This is a genomic window from Ramlibacter monticola (genome assembly GCF_016722785.1).
Classification (GTDB): domain Bacteria; phylum Pseudomonadota; class Gammaproteobacteria; order Burkholderiales; family Burkholderiaceae_C; genus Ramlibacter; species Ramlibacter monticola.
Window position 1 is genome coordinate 215,456 of the sequence record NZ_JAEQNE010000005.1, and the last position, 21,115, is coordinate 236,570.

24 protein-coding genes and 1 tRNA gene are annotated in these 21,115 nt (G+C 70.5%); 9 read left to right on the forward strand and 16 right to left on the reverse strand.

The features are described 5' to 3' along the window. Nucleotides 1-99: 99 nt before the first annotated feature. Genes JJ685_RS19780 through JJ685_RS19800 form a run of 4 tightly spaced genes read left to right on the forward strand, consistent with a single transcriptional unit; the run spans nucleotide 100 to nucleotide 2,715 of the window. A complete protein-coding gene (locus JJ685_RS19780; RefSeq protein ID WP_201676056.1) occupies nucleotides 100-408 on the forward strand; it encodes a 2Fe-2S iron-sulfur cluster-binding protein in 309 nt (102 codons plus the stop codon). A gap of 12 nt (nucleotides 409-420) precedes the next feature. Further along, entirely contained in the window at nucleotides 421-1,029 is a 609-nt protein-coding gene (locus JJ685_RS30460; protein ID WP_408015482.1) for a 2Fe-2S iron-sulfur cluster-binding protein, read from the forward strand. Then, nucleotides 1,026-1,796, forward strand: coding sequence for a sulfite exporter TauE/SafE family protein (locus tag JJ685_RS19795; protein ID WP_330901806.1), 771 nt, complete (start codon nucleotides 1,026-1,028; stop codon nucleotides 1,794-1,796). Before JJ685_RS30460 ends, JJ685_RS19795 begins: the two co-directional genes overlap by 4 nt. 4 nt (nucleotides 1,797-1,800) lie before the next feature. Continuing rightward, a complete protein-coding gene (locus JJ685_RS19800) occupies nucleotides 1,801-2,715 on the forward strand; it encodes an ornithine cyclodeaminase family protein (protein ID WP_201676057.1) in 915 nt (304 codons plus the stop codon). 25 nt (nucleotides 2,716-2,740) lie between these two features. On the opposite strand, the gene JJ685_RS19805 is transcribed toward JJ685_RS19800, so the two are convergent. Next, entirely contained in the window at nucleotides 2,741-3,436 is a 696-nt protein-coding gene (locus tag JJ685_RS19805) for a GntR family transcriptional regulator (RefSeq protein ID WP_201676243.1), read from the reverse strand. A gap of 253 nt (nucleotides 3,437-3,689) precedes the next feature. Between JJ685_RS19805 and JJ685_RS19810 the strand changes: the two genes are divergently transcribed. Next, a tRNA-Arg gene (locus JJ685_RS19810) sits at nucleotides 3,690-3,764 on the forward strand. 152 nt (nucleotides 3,765-3,916) lie between these two features. On the opposite strand, the gene JJ685_RS19815 is transcribed toward JJ685_RS19810, so the two are convergent. From JJ685_RS19815 to JJ685_RS19850, 8 genes are all read right to left on the reverse strand, one after another. Continuing rightward, nucleotides 3,917-4,129, reverse strand: coding sequence for a hypothetical protein (locus JJ685_RS19815; protein WP_201676058.1), 213 nt, complete (start codon nucleotides 4,127-4,129; stop codon nucleotides 3,917-3,919). A 160-nt stretch (nucleotides 4,130-4,289) separates the two neighbouring features. Further along, a complete protein-coding gene (locus tag JJ685_RS19820; RefSeq protein ID WP_201676059.1) occupies nucleotides 4,290-5,108 on the reverse strand; it encodes an alpha/beta fold hydrolase in 819 nt (272 codons plus the stop codon). Between the two features lie 32 nt (nucleotides 5,109-5,140). Next, nucleotides 5,141-5,956: an alpha/beta fold hydrolase gene (locus JJ685_RS19825; protein WP_201676060.1), complete on the reverse strand. Its 816-nt coding sequence runs from the start codon at nucleotides 5,954-5,956 to the stop codon at nucleotides 5,141-5,143. Between the two features lie 11 nt (nucleotides 5,957-5,967). Then, a complete protein-coding gene (locus JJ685_RS19830; protein WP_236599128.1) occupies nucleotides 5,968-6,687 on the reverse strand; it encodes an ABC transporter ATP-binding protein in 720 nt (239 codons plus the stop codon). After that, nucleotides 6,677-7,417 (reverse strand): ABC transporter ATP-binding protein, encoded by a 741-nt coding sequence (locus JJ685_RS19835; RefSeq protein ID WP_201676061.1) that lies wholly within the window; start codon nucleotides 7,415-7,417, stop codon nucleotides 6,677-6,679. The genes JJ685_RS19830 and JJ685_RS19835 overlap by 11 nt, the downstream gene beginning before the upstream one ends. A gap of 142 nt (nucleotides 7,418-7,559) precedes the next feature. After that, nucleotides 7,560-8,552: a branched-chain amino acid ABC transporter permease gene (locus JJ685_RS19840; RefSeq protein ID WP_330901807.1), complete on the reverse strand. Its 993-nt coding sequence runs from the start codon at nucleotides 8,550-8,552 to the stop codon at nucleotides 7,560-7,562. Further along, a complete protein-coding gene (locus tag JJ685_RS19845) occupies nucleotides 8,549-9,409 on the reverse strand; it encodes a branched-chain amino acid ABC transporter permease (protein ID WP_201676062.1) in 861 nt (286 codons plus the stop codon). The genes JJ685_RS19840 and JJ685_RS19845 overlap by 4 nt, the downstream gene beginning before the upstream one ends. Nucleotides 9,410-9,436: 27 nt before the next feature. Continuing rightward, the gene (locus JJ685_RS19850; RefSeq protein ID WP_236599129.1) at nucleotides 9,437-10,681 is read right to left on the reverse strand and encodes an ABC transporter substrate-binding protein; all 1,245 of its coding nucleotides are present in this window, start codon (nucleotides 10,679-10,681) and stop codon (nucleotides 9,437-9,439) included. Nucleotides 10,682-10,882: 201 nt separating this feature from the next. Between JJ685_RS19850 and JJ685_RS19855 the strand changes: the two genes are divergently transcribed. From JJ685_RS19855 to JJ685_RS19865, 3 genes are all read left to right on the forward strand, one after another. Beyond that, nucleotides 10,883-11,584: a GntR family transcriptional regulator gene (locus tag JJ685_RS19855; protein WP_236599130.1), complete on the forward strand. Its 702-nt coding sequence runs from the start codon at nucleotides 10,883-10,885 to the stop codon at nucleotides 11,582-11,584. A gap of 28 nt (nucleotides 11,585-11,612) precedes the next feature. Continuing rightward, nucleotides 11,613-13,133: an aldehyde dehydrogenase gene (locus JJ685_RS19860; RefSeq protein WP_201676064.1), complete on the forward strand. Its 1,521-nt coding sequence runs from the start codon at nucleotides 11,613-11,615 to the stop codon at nucleotides 13,131-13,133. 274 nt (nucleotides 13,134-13,407) lie between these two features. After that, nucleotides 13,408-13,638: a hypothetical protein gene (locus JJ685_RS19865; RefSeq protein WP_201676065.1), complete on the forward strand. Its 231-nt coding sequence runs from the start codon at nucleotides 13,408-13,410 to the stop codon at nucleotides 13,636-13,638. Here the strand turns inward: JJ685_RS19865 and JJ685_RS19870 are convergent, their stop codons facing one another. Continuing rightward, complete coding sequence (locus JJ685_RS19870; RefSeq protein WP_201676066.1) at nucleotides 13,639-15,273, reverse strand: ABC transporter permease; 1,635 nt, start codon at nucleotides 15,271-15,273, stop codon at nucleotides 13,639-13,641. Nucleotides 15,274-15,358: 85 nt separating this feature from the next. Here JJ685_RS19870 and JJ685_RS19875 point away from each other — a divergent pair, with 85 nt between their 5' ends. Then, entirely contained in the window at nucleotides 15,359-16,465 is a 1,107-nt protein-coding gene (locus JJ685_RS19875) for an ABC transporter ATP-binding protein (RefSeq protein WP_201676067.1), read from the forward strand. Nucleotides 16,466-16,468: 3 nt separating this feature from the next. Here JJ685_RS19875 and JJ685_RS19880 read toward each other — a convergent pair whose 3' ends face one another. The 6 genes from JJ685_RS19880 to JJ685_RS19905 are packed head-to-tail and all read right to left on the reverse strand — an operon-like array spanning nucleotide 16,469 to nucleotide 21,024. Continuing rightward, nucleotides 16,469-17,218, reverse strand: coding sequence for a lysophospholipid acyltransferase family protein (locus JJ685_RS19880; protein WP_201676068.1), 750 nt, complete (start codon nucleotides 17,216-17,218; stop codon nucleotides 16,469-16,471). Next, nucleotides 17,215-18,516: a dihydroorotase gene (locus tag JJ685_RS19885; protein ID WP_201676069.1), complete on the reverse strand. Its 1,302-nt coding sequence runs from the start codon at nucleotides 18,514-18,516 to the stop codon at nucleotides 17,215-17,217. The genes JJ685_RS19880 and JJ685_RS19885 overlap by 4 nt, the downstream gene beginning before the upstream one ends. Next, nucleotides 18,513-19,484 (reverse strand): aspartate carbamoyltransferase catalytic subunit, encoded by a 972-nt coding sequence (locus tag JJ685_RS19890; RefSeq protein ID WP_201676070.1) that lies wholly within the window; start codon nucleotides 19,482-19,484, stop codon nucleotides 18,513-18,515. The genes JJ685_RS19885 and JJ685_RS19890 overlap by 4 nt, the downstream gene beginning before the upstream one ends. A 10-nt stretch (nucleotides 19,485-19,494) precedes the next feature. Further along, nucleotides 19,495-20,016 carry a bifunctional pyr operon transcriptional regulator/uracil phosphoribosyltransferase PyrR gene (gene pyrR, locus JJ685_RS19895; protein WP_201676071.1) on the reverse strand — a complete coding sequence of 174 codons (522 nt, stop codon included), beginning with the start codon at nucleotides 20,014-20,016 and terminating at the stop codon, nucleotides 19,495-19,497. Continuing rightward, entirely contained in the window at nucleotides 20,013-20,435 is a 423-nt protein-coding gene (gene ruvX, locus JJ685_RS19900; protein WP_201676072.1) for a Holliday junction resolvase RuvX, read from the reverse strand. The genes pyrR and ruvX overlap by 4 nt, the downstream gene beginning before the upstream one ends. Continuing rightward, a complete protein-coding gene (locus JJ685_RS19905) occupies nucleotides 20,428-21,024 on the reverse strand; it encodes a YqgE/AlgH family protein (RefSeq protein WP_201676073.1) in 597 nt (198 codons plus the stop codon). Before JJ685_RS19905 ends, ruvX begins: the two co-directional genes overlap by 8 nt. Nucleotides 21,025-21,115: the final 91 nt, after the last annotated feature.

Sequence of the window (21,115 nt, forward strand, 5' to 3'; positions counted from 1 at the left end):
TTGGATCAAAGAATCGGCGTAAACCCCTAGAGAATCGGCCCCCAGAACCCTCAACAATCAGGAATACAGTATCCCAAATCTGCCAGCAAAGGCCTTTCCATGCCCATCGTCACCCTGCACAAGAACGGCTCCACCTACCGCGACGAGGTCAAGCCCAGCACCAACCTCGTGGTCCGGGCCGGCATCAAGCAGTTCCCCTACCCCAACCTCGCGTACCAGTGCGGCATGGGCAAGTGCGCCACCTGTGCCTGCAAGGTGCTGGCCGGAGCCGAACACCTGCCGCCGCCCAACTGGAAGGAGAAGAAGCAGCTGGGCGAGCGGCTGGAACAGGGCTACCGGCTGCTGTGCCAGCTCTGGCTGGAACACGACATCGAACTGCTGCAGGAACCCGCGGCGGCCGCCGCCTGAAAGGAAAGCGCCATGTACGTCATCCTCACCAGCAAGCCCGGGCAGTTCCGCAGCGAGCCGGGCGCCGGCATGGAGCCGCGCGAACACTACGACTACGTGCTGTGCGGGCGCGTGCGGGCCCGCTTCGTCGTGGCGGAACTGCAGGCCGCGTCGCGCGTGCGCATCGTGGACGAAGCCGATCCCGCCGCGGTGAACGAAGTGCCCAGCAAGTTCCTCCCCTCCTTCGAGCGACTGGAGCAGGCGCGCGGCGAACTCGAGACCCTCGTGCGTTTCGGCGACCTCGACGCGCAGCTGGTGCGGCACGAGCCGCCGGCCGCGCCGGTGGCGCCTGCGGCGCCCGCCACGCCGCGCATCACCTTCATCAACAACAAGGAGCGCCAGGTGAGCGCGCCCGCCAACAGCAACCTGCTACGGGTATCGCTGCGCGAGCAGGGCGGCATCCCCTTCAAGTGCGGCGGCGGCGTGTGCGGCACCTGCAAGTGCCGCATCGTCCTGGGGCGCGAGAACACGGACGCCGTCAAGCCCAAGGAACGCAAGATCCTGGACGAGGCACAGCTGGCGCAGGGCTACCGGCTGGCCTGCCAGACCTTCGTCCACGGCGACATCGCGGTGGCGTGGTGAACGCCGCCGCCTGGCTCGGGAGCCTGTGGCCGGCGGACCTGGGCGCCGGCCGCTACGCCGCGATGGGCGCCATGGTGTTCGGCGGCGCCTGCCTGCAGGGCATCGGCGGGCTGGGCTTCGCGATGTTCTGCGCCCCGCTGGCGCTGCTGCTGTTCCCGGAGCTGGTCCCGGGACCGCTGCTGGCGCTCAGCTGCCCGCTGGCCCTGCTCGCGATGCTGCGCGAGTTCCGCGCCATCGAGTGGTCCACCGCGGGCTATGCCCTGGTCGGACGCCTGGGCGGCGCGCTGCTGGCGACCGCGGTGCTGCGCTTCGCCTCGCCTTCCACGCTCTCGGTGCTGTTCGCGCTGCTGATCCTCACGGGCGTGGCCCTGAGCGTGCGCGGCTGGCAGGTGCGGCCGACGCCGGCGACCAGCGGCACCGCGGGCTTCGCCTCCGGCCTCATGGGCACCATCACCTCCGCCGGCGCGCCGCCGCTCGCGATCGCGCTGCAGAACCTGCCGCCCGCGCCGCTGCGCGCGACGCTCGGTTTCGTCTTCTTCGCCGGTTCCGTGATCTCCCTCGCGGCGCTGCATGCCGCCGGCCGCGCGAGCGGCGACGAACTCCTGGTGGGCGTTCTGCTCACGCCCTGGATGGTGGCGGGCTTCGCCGCCTCCGGGCCGCTCTCGCGGCGCCTCTCGGCGCAAGGCCTGCGCGGGGTGCTGCTGACGCTCGCCACCCTGGGCGCGCTGGCCGTGCTGGCACAAGCCCTCTTCCATGCCAAAAACTGAATCCATGCTCCACATCACCGACGCCATGATCGACAGCGCCGTCACGCCGACGGACGCGCAGCAAGTGCTGTTCGAGGCCTTCCGCAGCCTTGCCGAAGGCCGTGCCTCCATGCAGGAGCGCATCCGCACCGAGGCGGGCGGCGTCAAGATCTCCACGATGGGCGCCGTGCTGCCCGACCAGGGCCATGCGGGCGCCAAGGTCTACAGCACGATCGCGGGGCAGTTCAACTTCGTGATCCAGCTCTTCTCGACCCGCGACGGTCGCCCACTCGCCACGCTGGAGGCCAATGCGATCACGCGGTTGCGCACCGCGGCCTGCTCGGTGATCGCGGCCCGCCATCTCGCCAGGCCGCGGGTGCGCCGGCTGGCGATCTTCGGCGCGGGCGTGCAGGGCCGCGCGCACGCCTGCCAGTTCGCCGAGGCGCACGACCTCGAGGAGATCCGCGTCGTGGACCCGTTCGCGCCCGCCGACACCGCCGCGCAACTGCAGGCGCAGTGCGGCGTGCCCGTGCGCATGACGGACGCGGCCGGCGCACTGGACGATGCGGACGTGGTGGTGACCGCGTCGCGGGCCACCGAGCCCCTGTTCGCCGGCACGCAGTTGCCGGCCGGCTGCTTCGTGGCCGCGATCGGCTCCAGCCTGCCGCACACGCGCGAGCTGGACGACGCGGCGCTGGCGCGCGCCGCCTCCATCATGGTGGACTGGGGGCCGCAGACCCTGCGCGAAGCGGGCGACCTGCAGCGCGCCGCGCCCGGCTGCCTGGACGGCAAGCTGGTGGAGTTCGCCGACGTGGTGAGCGGCCGGAAACCCGGCCGCACCGGGCCGGACGACATCACCATCTACAAGGCGGTGGGCGTGGGCCTGCAGGACATCGCGCTGGCCGGCCTGGCGTACGAGCGCGTCGCGGCAGCGCGTTAGCGGCCGCGGCTCGCCGCCCGCGGCCTCAGGGCGTGGGCGGCATCTGCGCCGCGCTGTAGACGTGGCGGGTGGCGAGCAGCGCGGCCAGTTCGGAGTCGCCGGCGATCACGGCGCGCAGGATGGCGGCGTGCTCTTCCCAGATCCTGGTGCCGTGGTTGCGATTCAGGGGCGCGAACAGCAGCGCGGTGCGATCGCGCAGCGAACGCATGATGTCGCGCAGGATCGAGTTCGAGGCGATGTTGGCCAGCGCATCGTGGAAGCGTTCGTTCAGCCGGATCAGCACCATGGGATCGCCGCCTTCCGAGAGCCGCACGCCTTCCGACAGGATGGCCTGCAGTTCGGCGATCTTGGCCGGATCGTGCCGGCGCGCGGCCAGCCTGGCGTTGAGCCCTTCCAGGGTCGCGCGCACCTCCACCAGCTCGCGTACCTGCTCCTCGGTGAACTGCGTGACGGTGGCGCCGCGGCGCGGCTCGATGGTGACGATGCCTTCGGAAGCGAGCTGGCGCAGCGCCTCGCGCACCGGCATCCGCGAGACCCCGAGCTCCTCGGAAAGCCGCGCCTCCACGAGGCGTTCGCCGCCGGCGATGGTGCCGGACAGGATGCGCTCGCGCAGCTGGTCGACGATGAGGCGCGTGAGGGGCGAATGGCTTTCGCCCAGCCTGCGCTGGGGCAGGTCGATCGCTTCCAGCAGCGGCCTCGTGGCCTCGGTGTCGTCACTCATGCTGGATATTGTATCCCGCGATTCGACGCGCGGCCCTTGCGCACCACGCCCACCTCGCCCCTGCCGCGCGGCTTGAGCCACCTCGCGCCGGAATGCCGTGCGCGCCTCGGTCTTCACCGGCGCCGGCGCGTCGTTGCGGTGCGTGAGCACCTTCACTTCCGCGAAGCCGCCGCGCTCGCGCAGGAAGCGCGCATGCGCCTGCATGTCGCGCAGCCACAGGGGGAGCGCGGCGGGCCCTTAGAATGGCCATCCCGCCGCCGTAGTTCAATGGATAGAACGAGCGCCTCCTAAGCGCTAGATACAGGTTCGATTCCTGTCGGGGGCGCCAGCCGGTGGTCAGGTCCGCCACGCGCAGGCTGGCCTCCAGGCCCGCCGGGTCGGCGGGGATGGCCGGCTCCAGGGTCGCGCGATCCTCCCTTGCCCACGCCAGCTCGGTTTCGCGCCGGATCGCCGCCGCGCGCAGGCGATTGAGCTGCGCGCTCAGAAGCGCGCCATCTCCAGGGCCCGGATCGCAACGAAGCTGCAGACCGCGGCCAGGAACAGCAGCCACGGACCGGGGCGAGCATCGAGGCGGGGGAACAGCAGGAGCCGGGTCAGCCGGCGGCACGGTTCGCAGTCGCGGCCTTCGCGGGTCGACGCCACGTTCGCGCCCCGGAGCAGGGGCGTTCGACGGGACGCGAAGGGAACGTGCATGGCCTTGGGATCGAATGCTGCGACCAAGCTGCAAGGTTCGCAAGGGCCTGGCTCGTCTTTTGTAGGAGGAGGGGTACAGGCGGCGTGGGAAGGCGACCGTTTGAGGCCCCTCGCCGCATCCGGGCCCTCTTGCTGCAGCGCCGCATCCCTTCTTCTTGCTTCAGCGCGCCACGAATTCGGAGATGGCGGCCAGGAACTGCTGCGGTGCCTGCAACTGCGGCACGTGGGCGCACCCGGGCAGCAGCACGAAGCGCGCGTCGGGCAACAGCGAGGCGAGCTCGCGCGCCATCTCCGGCGGCGTGGCCTCGTCCTGCTCGCCCACCAGCACCAGCACGGGCACGGCGACGCCGGGCACCTGCGCGCGCAGGTCCAGCGCGGCGAGCGCGGCGCAGGCCGCATGGAAGGTCTCGGGGTGCACGGCGAGGAAGCGCGCCCGGCGCTGCTCCACCAGCGCGGGATGGGCCTCCTGGAAGGCCGGTGCGAACAGGCGCCGCATCGCCACGTCGGCGATCGCGGCGAGCCCCTTGGCGGAAGCCGCCGCGGACATGTTGCGGAAGGCCTGCCGCCCGGGCTCGGAGAACGCCGCCCCGCAATCGGCGAGCACCAGGCGCGCCGCGATGGAAGGGTGGCGGATCGCGGTGAGCAGCGCGACGAAGCCGCCGTAGCCGTTGCCCAGGAGAACCGGCGATTGCTCCAGCCGCAGGGCGCGGATCGCCTCCGCGACGCGGTCGGCCACCGCCTCGAGGCCGCCGGCCACGGAGCGCGAACCACCGAAACCGGGCAGGTCCAGCAGGATCACGCGGTGCGTGGTCGCGAGCAGCGCCGCCAGCGGGTCGAAGCTGCTGCGGTCGGCCAGCAGCGAATGCAGCAGCACGACGGGCCGGCCGGCGCCCAGCACCCGCGCGGTGACGGCCTCGTCGCCCACGGCGAGGCACACGTCCTCGCCGTGCGGGCCTGCGGATGGGAAAGCGTTGGGCATCTGGGACCTTTCTGTTTGCGTGGAGTGTCGCTTCAGGCCTGCGCCTTCGCATGCCCCTGCAGCCATTGGAACAGCAGGCGGTTGAAGCGCTCCGGCTGCTCCATCAGGAAGAAGTGGCTGGCGCCGTCGAAGATCTCGGTGCGCGCGTTCGGCAGCCCTTCGCTCAGGATGCGGGTGGCGGCGGGCGAGCAGATCGGGTCGGCCGCGCCCGCCATCACCAGCGTGGGCTGCCGGATGCGCGCCAGGTCGCCGCTGGTGTCGTGCGCCTGGCAGGCTTCGTTCTGCCGCGTGTAGCACGCGGGCAGCCTCGTCTCGCCGCCGATCAGCCGCTCGATCGCCGCGACCTGCTCCGGCCGCGAGTTGAAGAACTCCGCCGAGACGAAGTTCTGCACCGAATGGCGCGCGTGGTCGGCCCAGCTGCCCCGCCATTCGAGCGCCTCGCGCATGTTGGACAGCACCCGGCGCCCGAGCGGGTCGAGCCGGGCGAAGGAGGCGCACAGCACCAGGCTGTCGATCCGCTGCGGCGCCATCAGCGCCATGTGCTGCGCGATCGCGCCGCCCATGGAGCGCCCGACCACCTGCGCGTGCGCGATGCCGAGGTGGTCCATGAGGCCCAGCGTGTCGACCGCGAGATCGCGGGTGCCGACCGGCTCGTCGACCTGGGTGCTGCGGCCGGCGCCGCGGTTGTCGAAAGCGACGACGCGGAAGTGAGGCTTCAGCAGCGCGAGTTGCGCGCCCCAGGCATGGAGGTCGCCCGCCAGCCCGTGGATCAGGACGATGGCCGGACCCTGCCCGGCTTCCACGTAGCGCAGCGTATAGCGGCCGATGCGGGCTTCGCCTTCCTTCATCTCGCGCTCCTTCAATGCACGCCGAGGTGCCGCTGCAGCACGTCCTGCTGCTGCTCGAATGCGTCGCGGCTGCCGGAGAAAACGACGCGGCCCGTGTTGAGCAGCACCACGTCGTCGGCCAGCTTCATCGCCAGGCCCAGGTTCTGCTCCACCAGCAGGATCGAGATCTCCTTCTTCAGGTCCGCCAGCACGTTGCCCAGCTCGCGCACGATCTGCGGCGCGAGGCCTTCGGAGGGCTCGTCCAGCAGCAGCACGCGCGGGCTGGTCATGAGCGCGCGCCCCACCGCCAGCATCTGCTGCTCGCCGCCGGAGAGACTGCCCGCCAGCTGCTTCTCGCGCTCCTTGAGGCGGGGAAAGATCTGCTGCACGTCCTCGCGGGTCCAGCGCCTGCCGCCGCCGGCTGGCGCGTGGCGGCGCGCCGCGACCTCCAGGTTCTCGCGCACGGTGAGCGTCGGGAAGATGCGCCGGCCCTGCGGCACGAAGCCCACGCCGTGGCGGCAGATCGCTTCCGGCGCAGCGCCCTGCAGCTCGCGCTCGCCGATGCGGATGCGGCCTGAGCGCGGCGGCAGGAAGCCCACCACTGCGTGCATGCAGGTGCTCTTGCCGGCGCCGTTGCGCCCCAGCAGCGCCAGCAGCCGGCCCGGCGACAGCGCCAGCGACACGTCGTGCAGCACGTGGCTGTCGCCGTAGAAGGCGTTGACGCGCTCCAGCGAGAGGATGCTAGTGGCCAAGGTAGATCTCCCGCGTGCGCGGATCGTCGACGACCTGCTGCCGCGTGCCGGCGGTGATCACCTCGCCGTAGTGCAGCAGCGTGATGCGGTCGGCCAGCGCCAGCGCCACGTCCATGTCGTGCTCGATCATCAGCACGGTGATGTCGCGCGCGATCGATCCCAGCAGCGCGTGCACGGTGCCGCGCTCCTCCGCCGAGAGGCCGGCGAAGGGCTCGTCGAGCAGCAGCAGCAGCGGGTCCTGCGCCAGCGCCATCGCGATCTCGAGGCGGCGCTTCTCCCCGTAGGAGGTCTGCTCCAGCGGCAGCTCCGCCTTGTCGGCCAGGCCCACGGCTTCCAGCTGGCGCAGCGCGCGCTCGCGCAGCGGCCGGTGCCCGCCGAAGCCGCCCCAGGGACGCCAGCGCATGGGCGACTTGCCCATCAGCGCAAGCATCACGTTGTGCAGCAGCGTGTCGCGGCCGAACAGGGTGAGGATCTGGAAGGTGCGGGCGATGCCCTGCTGGGCCCGCGCGGCGGTGGGCGACGGCGTCACGTCCCGGCCCGCGAGCCGGATGCTGCCGCTGTCGGGGCGCAGGTCGCCGGCGATCAGGTGAAACAGCGTCGTCTTGCCGGCGCCGTTGGGGCCGATGATCAGGTGGCGCTCGCCGGGCTCGAGCCGCAGGTTCACTCCGCGCGTGACCTTGAGGCCGCCGAAGGACCGCGTGAGCGCCTCGACTTCCAGCACCGCGGTCACGGGGTAACCTCCCCCAGGCTCCGCACTGCGTGCTCCGCCACACCTCTCACCCCACAAAAATGCGGAAGCATTTTTGTGGGGACCCCAGAGTCCCCCCTCCGCAAGCGGAGGGGGCGAGCGCCTTCGGGCGGCCGTGCGGCGCTCACGGCACTTCCTTCAGGGTCATGTCGGCGACCGCGCCCGCGGGCTCCGGCCGCGGCCGCCGCGCGCGCAGGCGCTTCCCCAAGCGCTGCAGGCCGGGCACGATGCCCCCCGGCACGAACAGCACGATCAGCACGAACACCACGCCCAGCAGCATGATCCAGCGGTCGATGTAGGCGCTGGCCACGTTCTTCAGCAGCACGACCAGCGCCGCGCCCGCGACCGGCCCGGCGAGCGTGCCGGGCCCGCCGGCGATCACCATCAGCAGCATCTCGGCGGAACTCGCGATCGACAGGCTGTGCGGGCTGATGAACTGCTGGTAGTAGACGTACATCAGGCCCGCCACCCCGCCGAGGAAGCCACTGGCGGTGAAAGTGAACCAGCGGATGCGCCACACGTCGTAGCCGAGAGTGCTCATGCGGCGCGGCTGGTCGCGCGTGCCGCGGATCGTGGCGCCGAAGGGCGAGCGCACCAGCACGTGCAGCAGCAGGCACACCAGCGCGAACACGATCAGCGCGAACCAGTAGAAGGCGCGCGCCTCGTTGAGGTCCCAGCCGAAGGGGGCGGGTCGCTTCAGGCCCGACAGGCCGTTGTCGCCGCCGGTCACGCTCGCCCAGCGATAGGCGAGGCCCCACAGCACCTGGCCCAGCGCCAGGGTGATCATCAGGAAGCTGAGCCCCGAGGCCCGCAAGGCCACCAGCCCGAAGACGGCCGCCATCACGCCGGTGAAGCCCAGCGCGGCCAGCGCCGCGGCGAGATGGCCCCACTTCAGGTTCAGCACCAGCCAGGCGCTGGCGTACGCCGACAGCCCCAGGTAGCCCGCGTGGCCCAGCGAGGTGAGTCCCGCATAGCCCACCAGCAGGTTGAGGCTCAGGGCGAACAGGGCCGCGATCAGGACCTGGCTGGCGAGGTTCACGTAGTAATCGCCGCCCAGCCAGAAGGGCGCGCTCCCCAGCGCCAGCGCCGCCAGCGCGATCGCGGCGAGCGGCTTCACGCGCTGATCCTCCCGAACAGCCCGCGCGGGCGCGCCGCCAGGATGACCACCATCGGCAGGAACAGGATGATGTACGCCAGGTCGGGCAGCAGCACCTGGCCGAAGGTGTAGATGAAGCCGACCACGAAGCTGCCGACGAAGGCGCCGAACAGGCTGCCGAGGCCGCCGAGGATCACCACCACCAGCGCGAGCGGCAGCGTGTCGGCCTCCATGCCGGGGTAGACCGAGAGGATGGGCGCGGCGACCACGCCGCCGATGCCGGCCAGCGCGGTGCCCAGCGAGAACACCAGCACGTACAGCCAGGGTGCGGGGATCCCGACGCTGCGCGCCATCTGCATGTCGTCCACGCTGGCGCGGATCATCATGCCGATGCGCGTCTTCTCCAGCAGCAGCCACAAGGCGATCGCCACCGCGATGGCGAACAGCAGCACGGCCAGCCGGTAGAGCGGGAAGGCCAGGCCGAACACGCGCACCGCGCCCTGCAGCGCGGCGGGCGGCGAGACCGGCTGCGGGTCGCCGCCCCAGAACCAGAGGCAGAAATCCGCGATCACGAAGGCGATGCCCAGCGTGGCCAGCACCTGCGACAGCGGGTTGCCGGCCAGGCGCCGCAGCACGACGCGCTCGACGACGGCGCCGAGGCAGCCGACCGCGAGGCCGGCCACCAGCATCGCCACCACGAAGGACGCGCCGCTGCGCAGCACGCTCAGCCCCACGTAGGCGCCCAGCATGAAGTAGGCGCCGTGCGAGAGGTTGGCGATGCGCATCAGCCCGAAGATCAGCGAGAAGCCCGCCGCCAGGATGAACAGCACCCCGCCGAGGGCAAGGCTGTTCAGGCTTTGGATGAGCCAGAGGTTCATGCGCTTGCGGCCGTCGGCGTGCGGGGTTTACTTCTCGAGGTTCTTCGCCGGCGGCCAGTCGCGCGAGTACACCGGATTGGCGAGGAACTCCTTGCGGTCGTAGTGCCAGAACTGGCTCACGTCGGGATAGGTCTTGATCACCGTGTTCACCAGCTTGCCGTCCTTGCGCTCGACCTTGCGGATGTAGACGTCCATCACCGGGTTGCCCAGCGCGTCGAGCTTGAGCGTGCCGCGCGGGTCGTTGGTGAGCTCCACCTTGCGCAGCGCGTCCATCAGCGCCTGCCTGTCCTCCACCTTCCCCTTCACGGCCTTGGCGGCCTCCTCCAGCATCAGGGCCGCGCCGTAGGCGCCGATCGAGTAGTAGCCCGGGTCGTCCTTGTATTCCTTGCGCATCGCGTCCACGAAGTGCCTGTTGCTGGCGTTCTGCACGCCGGCGGAGTACCAGCCGGAGGAGACGATGTTCAGCGCCTCGTCGCCCATCATCTTGAGCACGCCTTCGTCGACGGTCGTCATCGCGCCCAGCACGGGGATCTTGCCCTTGAGGCCGTACTCGTTGTACTGCTTCAGGAACTTCACGCCGTTGCTGCCCGCGAACGCGGCGAACACGGCGTCGACCTTCGGGTCGATCTGGCTGATGTAGCTGCCGTAGTCCGCGACGTTCAGGGGCGACCACAGCTTCTGCACCACCTTGCCGCCGTTCTCCTCGAAGGTCCGCTGGAAGCCGGCCGCGATCTCGTGGCCGAACGCGAAGTCGTCGGCGACGATGGCGATGCGCTTGTACTTCAGGTCCCTGGCGGCGTACTCGCCCAGGGGATGGTTCGGCTGCGCCGACGTGCCCACCGCGCGCACGAACCACGGGTTGGGCTTGCGCTGCGTCAGGTCCTCGGCGGCCGCCGAGGGCGAGATCACCGGGATCTGCACCTTGCGGATGTAGTCGTCCACGGCCAGGGCCTCGAACGCCGCCAGCGGGCCGATGATCACGTCGACCTTGTTCTTCTCCACCAGTTCCTGGGCCTTGGTCTTGGTCACGGCGGGCTGGCCGCCGGTGTCGGCGACGAACAGTTCGACCTTGCGCCCGGCGATGGTGTTGTTGCGCTCCTTCAGGAACAGCCGCAGGCCGTCCTCCATCTGCTTGCCGCCGGCGGCCAGCGCCCCGGACTTGATGGTGAGGAAGCCGAGCCGGATCGGCTCGTCGCCCTGCGCGGACGCGCCCAGGCTGAAGGCCGAGGCCGCCATCAGCATCGCCGCGGACCTCCTGGAAAGCTGAAACATGAACATCCTGATGTCTCCTGGGTGCTTGCGCACTGCTTGTTGGACGCCCGCCTGATATCTCAGGCTCGCGAGGCAGGCACCTTACTAGTCCGCCCGTCCGCGTCCAATGCGGGAATTCCATGAGAGGAGAAAGGCTCGCCGCGGGCTGCCGCGCTGGTTAAGATGCGGCGCTCGTGATATCTCACGAAGTCACAGTTCCGCATGAGCCTGATGTCCGTCCCTGTTCCCGTCCCCGCCGCCCCCGAACCCGCCAGCCGCCTGCTGCGGGAGCAGATCTACGAGCAGCTGCGCGCGGACATCCTGAATTGCCGGATCGCGCCCGGCGCCGAGATCCGCGAGGGCGAACTGGCCCTGCGCTTCGGGGTCAGCAAGTCGCCGGTGCGCGACGCCCTGATGCACCTGCAGCGCGAGGGCCTGGTCCAGACGCTGCCGCGCCAGGGCTACCGCGTGGCCTCCGTGTCGCTGGCCGACGTGGACGACATGTTCCACCTGCGCGCGGCGCTGGAGCGCGCCTGCATGGAGCGCATCGTGCGCCACGCCGACGACGAGCAGCTCCGCACGCTGGACCGCTTCCGCCGCTTCGAGCCGGCCGAGTGGTCGGGCGGCTTCATCGCCTACAACCGCGCCTTCCACCGCACGCTGGCCGAACTGGCCCGCAACGCGCGCATGCGCGACCACCTCACCGACCTGATCGACCAGATGGAGCGGGTGGTGCGCGTCAGCGTGGCCAACGTGAAGGAAGGCGATCCGCAGACGGTCGTGCGCGAGCACGGCGCGATGATCGACGCGCTGCAGGCGCGCGACGGACGCCGGGCCGAGCGCCTCGCCGAACGCCACATCGCCACCGCCGGCAAGCGGGTGCAGACCGCCCTGTCGCGCCTGGTGGTGCCGGGGCGAACCTGATTCCCAGATCCGAAAGAGAGGCTTCCGAATGACTGCAGCCGACGCGCGCGTGAAGGTCCACGGACTGTTCATCGACGGCACGGAGGTGCCCGCCGCGAGCGACGAGCACCTGGACGTGCTCAACCCCGCCACCGGCGAACTGCTGGCGCGCATCAGCCACGCGACGGACGCCGACGTCGACCGCGCGGTGCGCAGCGCCCGCGCGGCGTTCGAGGCGAAGGAATGGGCCTCGATGTCCAACCGCACCCGCGCCAGATTGATCAACAAGCTGGCCGACGTGTTCGAGGCGCACCTCGAGGAGATGTTCACGCTGGAGACAGCCAACAACGGCCGCTCGGTCAACGAGACGCGGGCGCAGATCTCGCGCCTGCCGGACTTCTTTCGCTACAACGCCGGTCTCGCGATCGCGCGCCGGGACGCCGTCATCCCGGTGGACGGCAACTACCTGAACTACACCGTCCGCACGCCGGTGGGGGTCGTCGGCAATTCCACGCCCTTCAACCATCCGCTGATGATCATGGTGAAGTCGCTCGCGCCCACGCTGGCTTCGGGCTGCACCACGGTGGTCAAGCCCTCGGAGTACACGCCGCTCACCACCCTGCGGCTGGCGCAGCTGTTCGTGGAGGCGGGCCTGCCGCCCGGCGCGTTCAACGTGGTCACGGGCCTCGGCCCCACCACCGGCAAAGCGCTGGCCGAGCACCGCGGCATCGCCAAGTGGGTGCTCACCGGCGGCACGGAGGCCGGACGCATCACCGGCTCGCTGGCCGGCCGCAACTTCGCCCACCAGACCCTGGAGCTCGGTGGCAAGACGCCGGTGCTGGTCTTCGACGATTTCGACGTCGACCAGGCGGTGAACTACGCCGCCTTCGGCGCCTTCATCGGCGCGGGCCAGACCTGCATCTGCGGCAGCCGGCAGATCGTGCACGAGCGCGTGTACGACGAGTTCGTCGAGAAGCTCGCGGCCAAGGCGAAGACGATCCGCATCGGCAACCCCGTCGATCCTTCGGTGCAGCTCGGCCCGGTGGTGTCGAGGCGCCAGCAGAACCGCGTGCTCGAATACATCCGCATCGGCCTGGAGGAAGACCAGGCGCGGCTGGTCGCGGGCGGCCGCGTGCCCGCGGACCCCGCGCTCGCCAACGGCTTCTTCGTGGAGCCCACCGTGTTCGCCGACGTCACGCCGCGCATGCGCATCTTCCAGGAGGAGGTGTTCGGCCCCTTCGTTTCGGTGAGCCGCTTCGCCACCGAGGACGAAGCGATCGCGATGGCGAACGATTCCGACTTCGGGCTGGCCGGCGCGATCCGCACGAGCAACGTCACGCGCGCGCATCGCGTCGCCGCGCGGCTGAAATGCGGCATCGTGTGGGTCAACGATCACCACCGCCTGGACCCGGCGTCGCCATGGGGCGGCGTGAAGGACTCGGGCATCGGACGCGAGTGCGGCACCGAGTCCTTCGACCAGCACTTCGAGACCAAGAGCGTGATGATCCGGCTCGACGATGCGCCCTTCGACTGGTACCGCGACACGGCCAGCCAGCGCCGGCTCAACTAGGCCATTGCCGCGAAGGTTTCTCCATGGGCCATCCGTGCGGAAGCTTTCGCACTGCAACATAAAGACGCGAATCTCCTATGCAGCGATGAGCGTCTTTCTCCTCTGCGGAACCGTGGTTCACTGCGTTGCTGGCTGTTGCGTCGCAGCATTTCGATCCGTTACCACGTAAAGCCCCTTCTCGCTACGAACGGTCTTCGCAATGTCACGAAGGCGTCCTAGCATGGCTTCGATTGCACGAAGAACCAGCAGACGCGCGACGCAGGAGAGACCCTGGATGACATCTGCCGAATACCGGATCGAAAGCAGCCAACCCATCGCCGGCCGTTTCTGGCCCGCCAACGGATCGCGGCACTACGCCGTGAGTGATCGCGCCCTGGCCGTGAGCCTCGCCGCGAAGAGTTTCACCTCCGCCGACGAAATCCGCGTGGTGCACGTGCCCACCGGGGAAGTCGTGTTCCGCAAGCCGGCGAGCCGGCGCGAGTGGAGCAGCAGCGACGACCTCTGATCAGGGGTGCGCGAGCTCCAGCGCCGTCACCGGCGCGGCCCGCAAGGTGCGACTGAGCAGGACCACCGGGACCAGCCCGACCAATACCAGCGCCAGCGAAGGCAGCGCCGCTTCGCCCAGGCGCTCGTCGCGCGCGAGCTGGTAGGCGACCACGGCCAGCGTGTCGCTGTTGAAGGGCCGCAGTACCAGCGTGGCGGGCAACTCCTTCATCACGTCGACGAAGACCAGCAGCGCGGCGGCGGCCGTGGACCGCTTCAGCAGCGGCCAGTGCACGCGCGCCAGCAGCGCCGGGCCGCTCGTGCCGAGCATGCGGGCCGAGTCGTCGAGGCTGCCGGGGATGCGCGCGTAGCCGCTCTGCACCGACTGCAGCGCGACCGACACGAAACGCACGAGATAGGCCCACACGATGCCGAGGACCGTCGCCGTCATCCAGTAGCCCACGCCGCTCTGCGGCCACGCCTGCTGCAGCCAGCCGACCGGCAGCAGCAGGCCGACCACGAGCACCGCGCCGGGCACGGCGTAGCCGAGCGCCGCGATCTGCACGACGCCGCGCGTGATGCCGCGCGGCGAGCGGCGCAGGCGATAAGCCAGCAGCACCGCCGTGGCGACCGCCAGCGCCGCGCTGAGGGCGCCGAGGCGCAGGCTGTTGAGGGACCACTGCAGGAAGCGGTCCCAGGGCAGGACGGTCCAGTCCGCCGCGAGCGGGCGCAGCATGAAGACCACCGGCAGCACGAAGCCGAACAGGATGGGCGCGGCACAGAGTGCCCAGGCCGCCAGGCGCCTGCCGCCGCGCAGCAGCACCGGCTGCGCTTCGGCGCCGCCGCGCGCGCGACCCGCGGTGAAGCGCAGCCGCTTCTGTGCCCGCGTCTCCAATGCCAGCAGCACCGCGACCACCAGCAGCAGCACCGTGGCGAGTTGGGCGGCCGCGATGCGGTTGTCCATGGCCAGCCAGGCCTTGTAGATCCCGGCGCTGAAGGTCTGGATGCCGAAGTAGCTCGCCACGCCGAAGTCGGCCAGCGTCTCCATCAGCGCCAGCGCGACCCCGGCCATGATCGCCGGACGCGCCAGCGGCAGGGCCACCGTGCGGATGCGGCGCGCCAGCGGGGCGCCCAGCAGCCGGGCCGCTTCCATGAGCTGGGCCGCGCGCTCCGCCAGCGCGGTGCGCACCAGCAGGTAGACGTAGGGGTAGAGCGAGAACACGAACACGCAGATCGCGCCGGGCAGGTTGCGGACCTCCGGGAACACGCGGCCTTCCAGCCCGAATTGCGAGCGCATCCAGGTCTGCAACGGCCCGCTGAACTGCAGGAAGTCCGTGTACGCGTAGGCGACCACGTAGGCCGGCATGGCCAGCGGCAGCAGCAGCGCCCACTCGAAGGCGCGCCGGCCGGGGAAGTCGAACAGGGTGACGGCCGCCGCGGTGGCCGTGCCGACGGCGGCCGCGCCGATGCCGACGGCCAGGCAGAGCACGAGGCTGGTCAGCGCATAGTCGGGCAGCACCGTGGCGCCCATCTCGCGCAGGATCTGCCCGCTGGCGGCGTTCCACGACAGCCAGGAAGCGAACACGGCCAGCACCGGCAGGACCAGCAGGCCGGCGACCAACAAGAGGGGCAGGTCGGCCAGCCGACGCAGGTTCATGGTTCGGCAGCTTACGCCGACGGGACGTGAGGGCGCTTGTGGTGAATCAACTGAATGAGAATTGTATGCACTTAGAATTTTGCTCATGCACATCGAACTGCGCCTGCTGAGCGTCCGCTATCCAGGCCGGCCGCGTCCCGCCGTCGACGGCGCGTCGCTGGGCCTGCACGCCGGCGAGATCGGCGTGCTGATCGGGCCCTCCGGCTGCGGCAAGACCACCCTGCTGCGCGCCGTCGCCGGGCTGGAGCCGGCCAGCGGCGGACAGATCCTGATCTCGGGCCAGCCGGTCGCGGCCGCCGGGGTGAACGTGCCGCCGGAGCGGCGCCAGGTCGGCATGGTGTTCCAGGATTACGCGCTCTTTCCGCACCTCGACGTGCAGCGCAACATCGCCTTCGGGCTGGACCGGCGCATGGGGCGCGCCGAGCGCAAGGCACGTGTCGCAGAAGTGCTGGGCCTCGTCGGCCTCGAAGGCACCGAGGCGTGCATGCCGCACGAACTCTCGGGCGGGCAGCAGCAGCGCGTGGCGCTGGCCCGGGCCCTGGCCCCGCGGCCGCAGCTGCTGTTGCTGGACGAGCCCTTCTCGAATCTCGACGTGGACCTGCGCGAGCGGCTCGCGCACGAGGTCCGCGGCATCCTCAAGGCGGCCGGCGCGACGGCGCTGTTCGTCACGCACGACCAGCTGGAGGCCTTCGCCATCGGCGACGTGATCGGCGTCATGCACGAAGGCCGGCTGCACCAGTGGGACGACGCGTACACGCTGTACCACCGTCCGGCCACGCGCTTCGTCGCCGACTTCATCGGCCACGGCGTGTTCGCGCCGGCCACGCTCAAGCGGGTGGGCGACCAGGTCGTGGTGCACACGGCGCTGGGGCCGCTGTGCGACGGCGCCGAATGCGTGCTGCCTTCGGCCTTCGGCTATGGGCAGTGCGAGGTGCTGCTGCGCGCCGACGACATCATCCACGACGACGACGCGCCGGTGAAGGCGGAGATCATGCGCAAGGCCTTCCGCGGCTCCGAATTCCTCTACACGCTGCGACTGGCCTCGGGCGACACGCTGCTGGCGCACGTGCCGAGCCACCACGACCACCGCATCGGGGAGTGGATCGGCATCCGCGCGCAGGTGGACCACGTGGTCACCTTCCAGCGCGAAGCCGCCGCGGCGGCGCCGCCGATCGCGTCGTTCCCGGCGTAGCCGTCATTCCCCCGGAGTGGCATCGCGCAGCGCATCGACCGCCGCGTGCAGGTCCTTCGCCCACTGCCGCCGATCCCGCCCCGCCGCGCCCTGCGGCTCCCCGAAGCGCAGCCGCGCCGCGAACGGCGGCCCTGCCAGCGTGCGCCACAGCGAGCCCACCAGGGTGTCGTCGCCGAGATAGAGCGGACCCTTCGCGTCTTCGCCGGTGCGCTCGTCCACGAAGCGCAGCCCCACCGGCTGCACCGGCGCCTGCGCCGAGATCGCCGCCTGGATCAGGTTGGCGTGGAAGGGCAGCAGCTTCTTCCCGTCGCCGGTCGTGCCCTCGGGAAACACCGCGACGATCTCCCCCGCCGCGAGGCTCTCCGCCATGTGGTGCACCACCCGCATCGCATCGCGCCGCTTCTCGCGTTCGATGTAGAGCGTGCCGCCGCCCGTGGCCAGCGTACCGACCAGGGGCCAGTGCTTCACGTCCGCCTTCGAGACGAAGCGGCAGTGCCGCGCCGCGTGCATCACCAGGATGTCCAGCCACGAGAGATGGTTCGCCACCAGCAGCATCGGCCCGCGCAGCGGCGGACTGCCCTCCACGCGCAGGCCGATCCCCAGGATGCGCAGCATGCCGAGCGACCAGGCCTGCACGGTCGCGTCGCGCCGCTGCTGGGGCCAGCGCGGGAATCGCAAGACGATGATGAACCAGCCGCGCAGCGCGTGCAGCAGCACGCGCCAGAGCCGCCAGAGGGCACGCAGCGGACTCAAGCCGGCCGGTTTTCGTACGCGAGCTGGCCGCCGACGATCGTGCAGCGCACCGAAGCCGGCAGCTCGTGCCCGGCGAACGGCGTGTTGCGCCCCTGGCTGCGCAGCGCGGCCGGCTCGACGCTCCACGGCGCCTGTGGATCGAAGATGCAGAGGTCGGCCACGGCGCCATCGAGCAGCTGGCCGGTGCTGGCCTGCAGCGTGCCCAGCGAGGCGCCGAGCACGCGCGCAGGCGCGCTGGTCAGCACGGCGAGCGCGCGCACGAGGTCCACGCCGTCCTGCTGGCTCCACTTCAGCGCCAGCCCCAGCAGCAGTTCCAGCCCGGTCGCCCCCGGCTCCGCCTCCGCGAAGGGCAGCGTCTTCGCGTCCTCGTCGACGGGCGTGTGGTCCGAGACCAGCGCGTCGATCGTGCCGTCGACCAGCGCCGCGCGCAGCGCTTCGCGGTCGCGCTGCTGCCGCAGCGGCGGGTTAAGGCGCATGCGCGAATCGAAGTAGCCGATGTCGACGTCGGTCAGGTGCAGCGAGTTGATGCTGACGTCGCAGGTGACTTTCAGCCCTTCCTGCCTGGCCGCGCGCACCAGGGCGACGCCGGCGGCGCTGCTGATGCGGCACAGGTGCACGCGCGCGCCGGTCAGGCGCATCAGCTCGAAGATCACGTGCAGCGCGATCGTCTCGGCCGCGACCGGCACGCCCGGCAGGCCCAGGCGGGTGGCGAGCGGGCCGCTGGCCGCCACGCCCTTGCCCAGGTGGTACTCCTGCGGCCGCAGCCACACGGCGTAGTCGTAGGTGGCGGCGTACTGCATCGCGCGCTGCAGCACCTGCGTGTTCTGCAGCGGCACCTCGGCCTGGCTGAAGCCGACGCAGCCGGATTCGGTCAGCTCCGCCATCTCGGTCAGCACCTCGCCGGCGAGCCCGCGCGTGAGCGCGCCGAGCGGGAACACGCGCGCCTGGTGCAGCTTCTCGGCGCGGAACTTGAGCATGTCGACCAGGCCCGGCTCGTCGAGCACCGGGTCCGTGTCGGGCGGGCAGACGACGCTGGTGACGCCGCCGGCCACCGCCGCGGCCATCTCGCTTTCCAGCATGCCCTCGTGTTCGTGGCCCGGCTCGCGCAGCCGCACCGCCAGGTCCACCAGGCCCGGCGCCACGATGCAGCCCTTCGCATCGATCACGCGGTTGGGACTGAACCCCTCGGGGACGTGGCGCACGCCCAGCACGCGGCCCGCGGCCACCGCGACGTCGCAGGTCTCGTCGAAATTGCGCGCCGGGTCGATCACGCGGCCGCCCTTGATCAGGATCTTCATGCCGCCTCCCGGACGTTGCCCGCGACGATGCCCATCACCGCCATCCGCACCGCGATGCCGAAGGTCACCTGCGGCAGGATCACGCTCTGCTTGCCGTCGACCACCGCCGAATCGATCTCGACGCCGCGGTTGATCGGCCCCGGGTGCATCACGATCGCGTCCGGCCTGGCGAGCGTCAGCCGCTCCGGCGTGAGGCCGTAGCGCTTGAAGAACTCCTGCGAGGACGGCAGCAGCGCGCCGCTCATGCGCTCGTTCTGCAGCCGCAGCATGATGATCACGTCGCAGCCCTTGATGCCCTCTTCCAGCGAGTGGAAGACGCGCACGCCCATCTGCGCCATGTCGCCGGGCACCAGGGTCTTGGGGCCGACCACGCGCACCTCGGCGCAGCCGAGCGTGGTGAGCGCGTGGATGTCCGAGCGGGCCACGCGCGAATGCAGCACGTCGCCCACGATCGCCACCGTGAGGTTGCTGAAGTCCTTCTTGTAGTGGCGGATCGTGTACATGTCGAGCAGCCCCTGCGTGGGGTGCGAGTGGCGGCCGTCGCCGGCGTTCACCACGTGCACGTGCGGAGCGACGTGCTGCGCGATCAGGTAGGGCGCACCCGACTCGCTGTGGCGCACGACGAAGATGTCGGCCGCCATCGCGGACAGGTTGGCGATCGTGTCCAGCAGCGACTCGCCCTTGCTCGCCGAGGAGCGCGCGATGTCCAGGTTGATCACGTCGGCCGACAGGCGCGTCGCCGCGATCTCGAAGGTCGTGCGGGTGCGGGTGCTGTTCTCGAAGAACAGGTTGAACACGCTCTTGCCCCGCAGCAGGGGCACTTTCTTCACTTCGCGGTCGCTGATGCTGACGAAGTTGGAGGCCGTGTCCAGGATGTGCGTCAGGATGTCCTTCGGCAATCCCTCGATGGAGAGCAGGTGGATCAGCTCTCCGTTCTTGTTCAGTTGCGGGTTTCTTTTGTAGAGCATGTCTTGGGGCTCAGCTGGCGCTCTGGACCTGGAACGTGAAGAGGCCGCCGGCATCGCGCGCGAGCGCCAGCGACTGGGCGGCCGGCAGGCTCACGCGCGCGGCGGCATAGTCGGCCTGCACCGGCAGCTCGCGGCCGCCGCGGTCCACCAGCACCGCCAGGGTGACGTGGGAGGGCCGGCCGTAGTCGAACAGTTCGTTGAGGACGGCGCGGATGGTGCGGCCGGTATACAGCACGTCGTCGAGCAGCACGATGTGGGCGCCGTTGACGTCGAAGTCCAGCTTCGTCTGCGCGGTGGGCGACAGGCCGCGGCTGGCGTAGTCGTCGCGGTGCATGGCGGAGGAGATCACGCCCGCGTCGCCGGGGCGGCCCAGGTCCTTCTGCAGGCGCTCGGCCATCCAGGCGCCGCCGGAGGTGATGCCGACCAGCTGCGAATGGGGCTGCAGCAGGCGCTGCACACCGTGCAGCAGTTCGCGGTAGAGGGCCTCGGCGTCGAGGAACAGCACGCCGGAGGCGGCGGAGGCGGGGTTCAAGGCAGGCTCCTCAGGAATTGTTCCAGGATGACGCAGGCCGCGCCCGCGTCGGCGTCGCGCGCGCCCAAGGCGTGGGCCTCGGTCGTGCTGTAGCGTTCGTCCACTTCGTACACCGGCTTGCCGCAGCGCGCCCGCAGCTGCCGCGCGAACTTGCGCGCCCGGGCGGTATTTTCGTGGCTCGCCCCGTCGGGGTGGAACGGCACGCCGACGACAAGGGCATCGGGCTGCCATTCGCGCACGCGCGCCTCGGCGGCGGCGAGGCGCGCGTCGCTGCCCTCGGCGCGGATCGTCGGCTGGCCGGTGGCCGTGCGCAGCAGGCGGTTGCCCACCGCGACCCCGGTGCGCTTGAGGCCGAAATCGAAAGCGAGAAAGCTCTGGAAGTGCGCGGGGACGGCGGGCGCGGGCGTGCTCTCAGGCATGCCCCGCGCCCGGGGACAGCATCCACGACTGCAGGCCCAGCAGCGCCAGGGCCTTGTCGTAGCGCTCTTCGATGGGAGTGTCGAAGATCACGCGGGGATCGGCGCCGACCGTGAGCCAGCTGTTCTCGGCCAGTTCGGATTCCAGCTGGCCTTCGCCCCAGGCGGAGTAGCCCAGCGTAACCAGCAGTTTGCGCGGACCGGCGCCGGTGGAGATCGCCTCGAGCACGTCCTTGGACGTCGTCATCTCGAGGCCGCCGGGGATGGTCATCGTCGAGGCATAGACCGACTCGTTCGCATCCGCGCCTTCGGCGTGGACGGCCTCGTGCAGCACGAAGCCGCGCTCGGTCTGCACCGGGCCGCCCTGCAGCACGGGGGTGCTGGCGAGGTCCTGGCGGCCCAGCGGCAGGTCGACCTTGTCGAACAGGTTCTTGAGGTTGATGTCGGTGGGCTTGTTGATCACGAGTCCGAGGGCGCCCTTGGAGCTGTGCTCGCACAGGTACACCACCGAACGCGCGAACGACGCGTCCTGCAGCCCGGGCATGGCGATCAGGAAGTGGTGCGTCAGATTCATCGGAGCGTCGTGGCTCATGGCGGGTATTTTACGGGCGATGCCTATCGGCCCCTTGAACGTCATGCCCGCGGAGGCGGGCATCCGGGGCCTCCCCAAAAGAAAAAGCGGC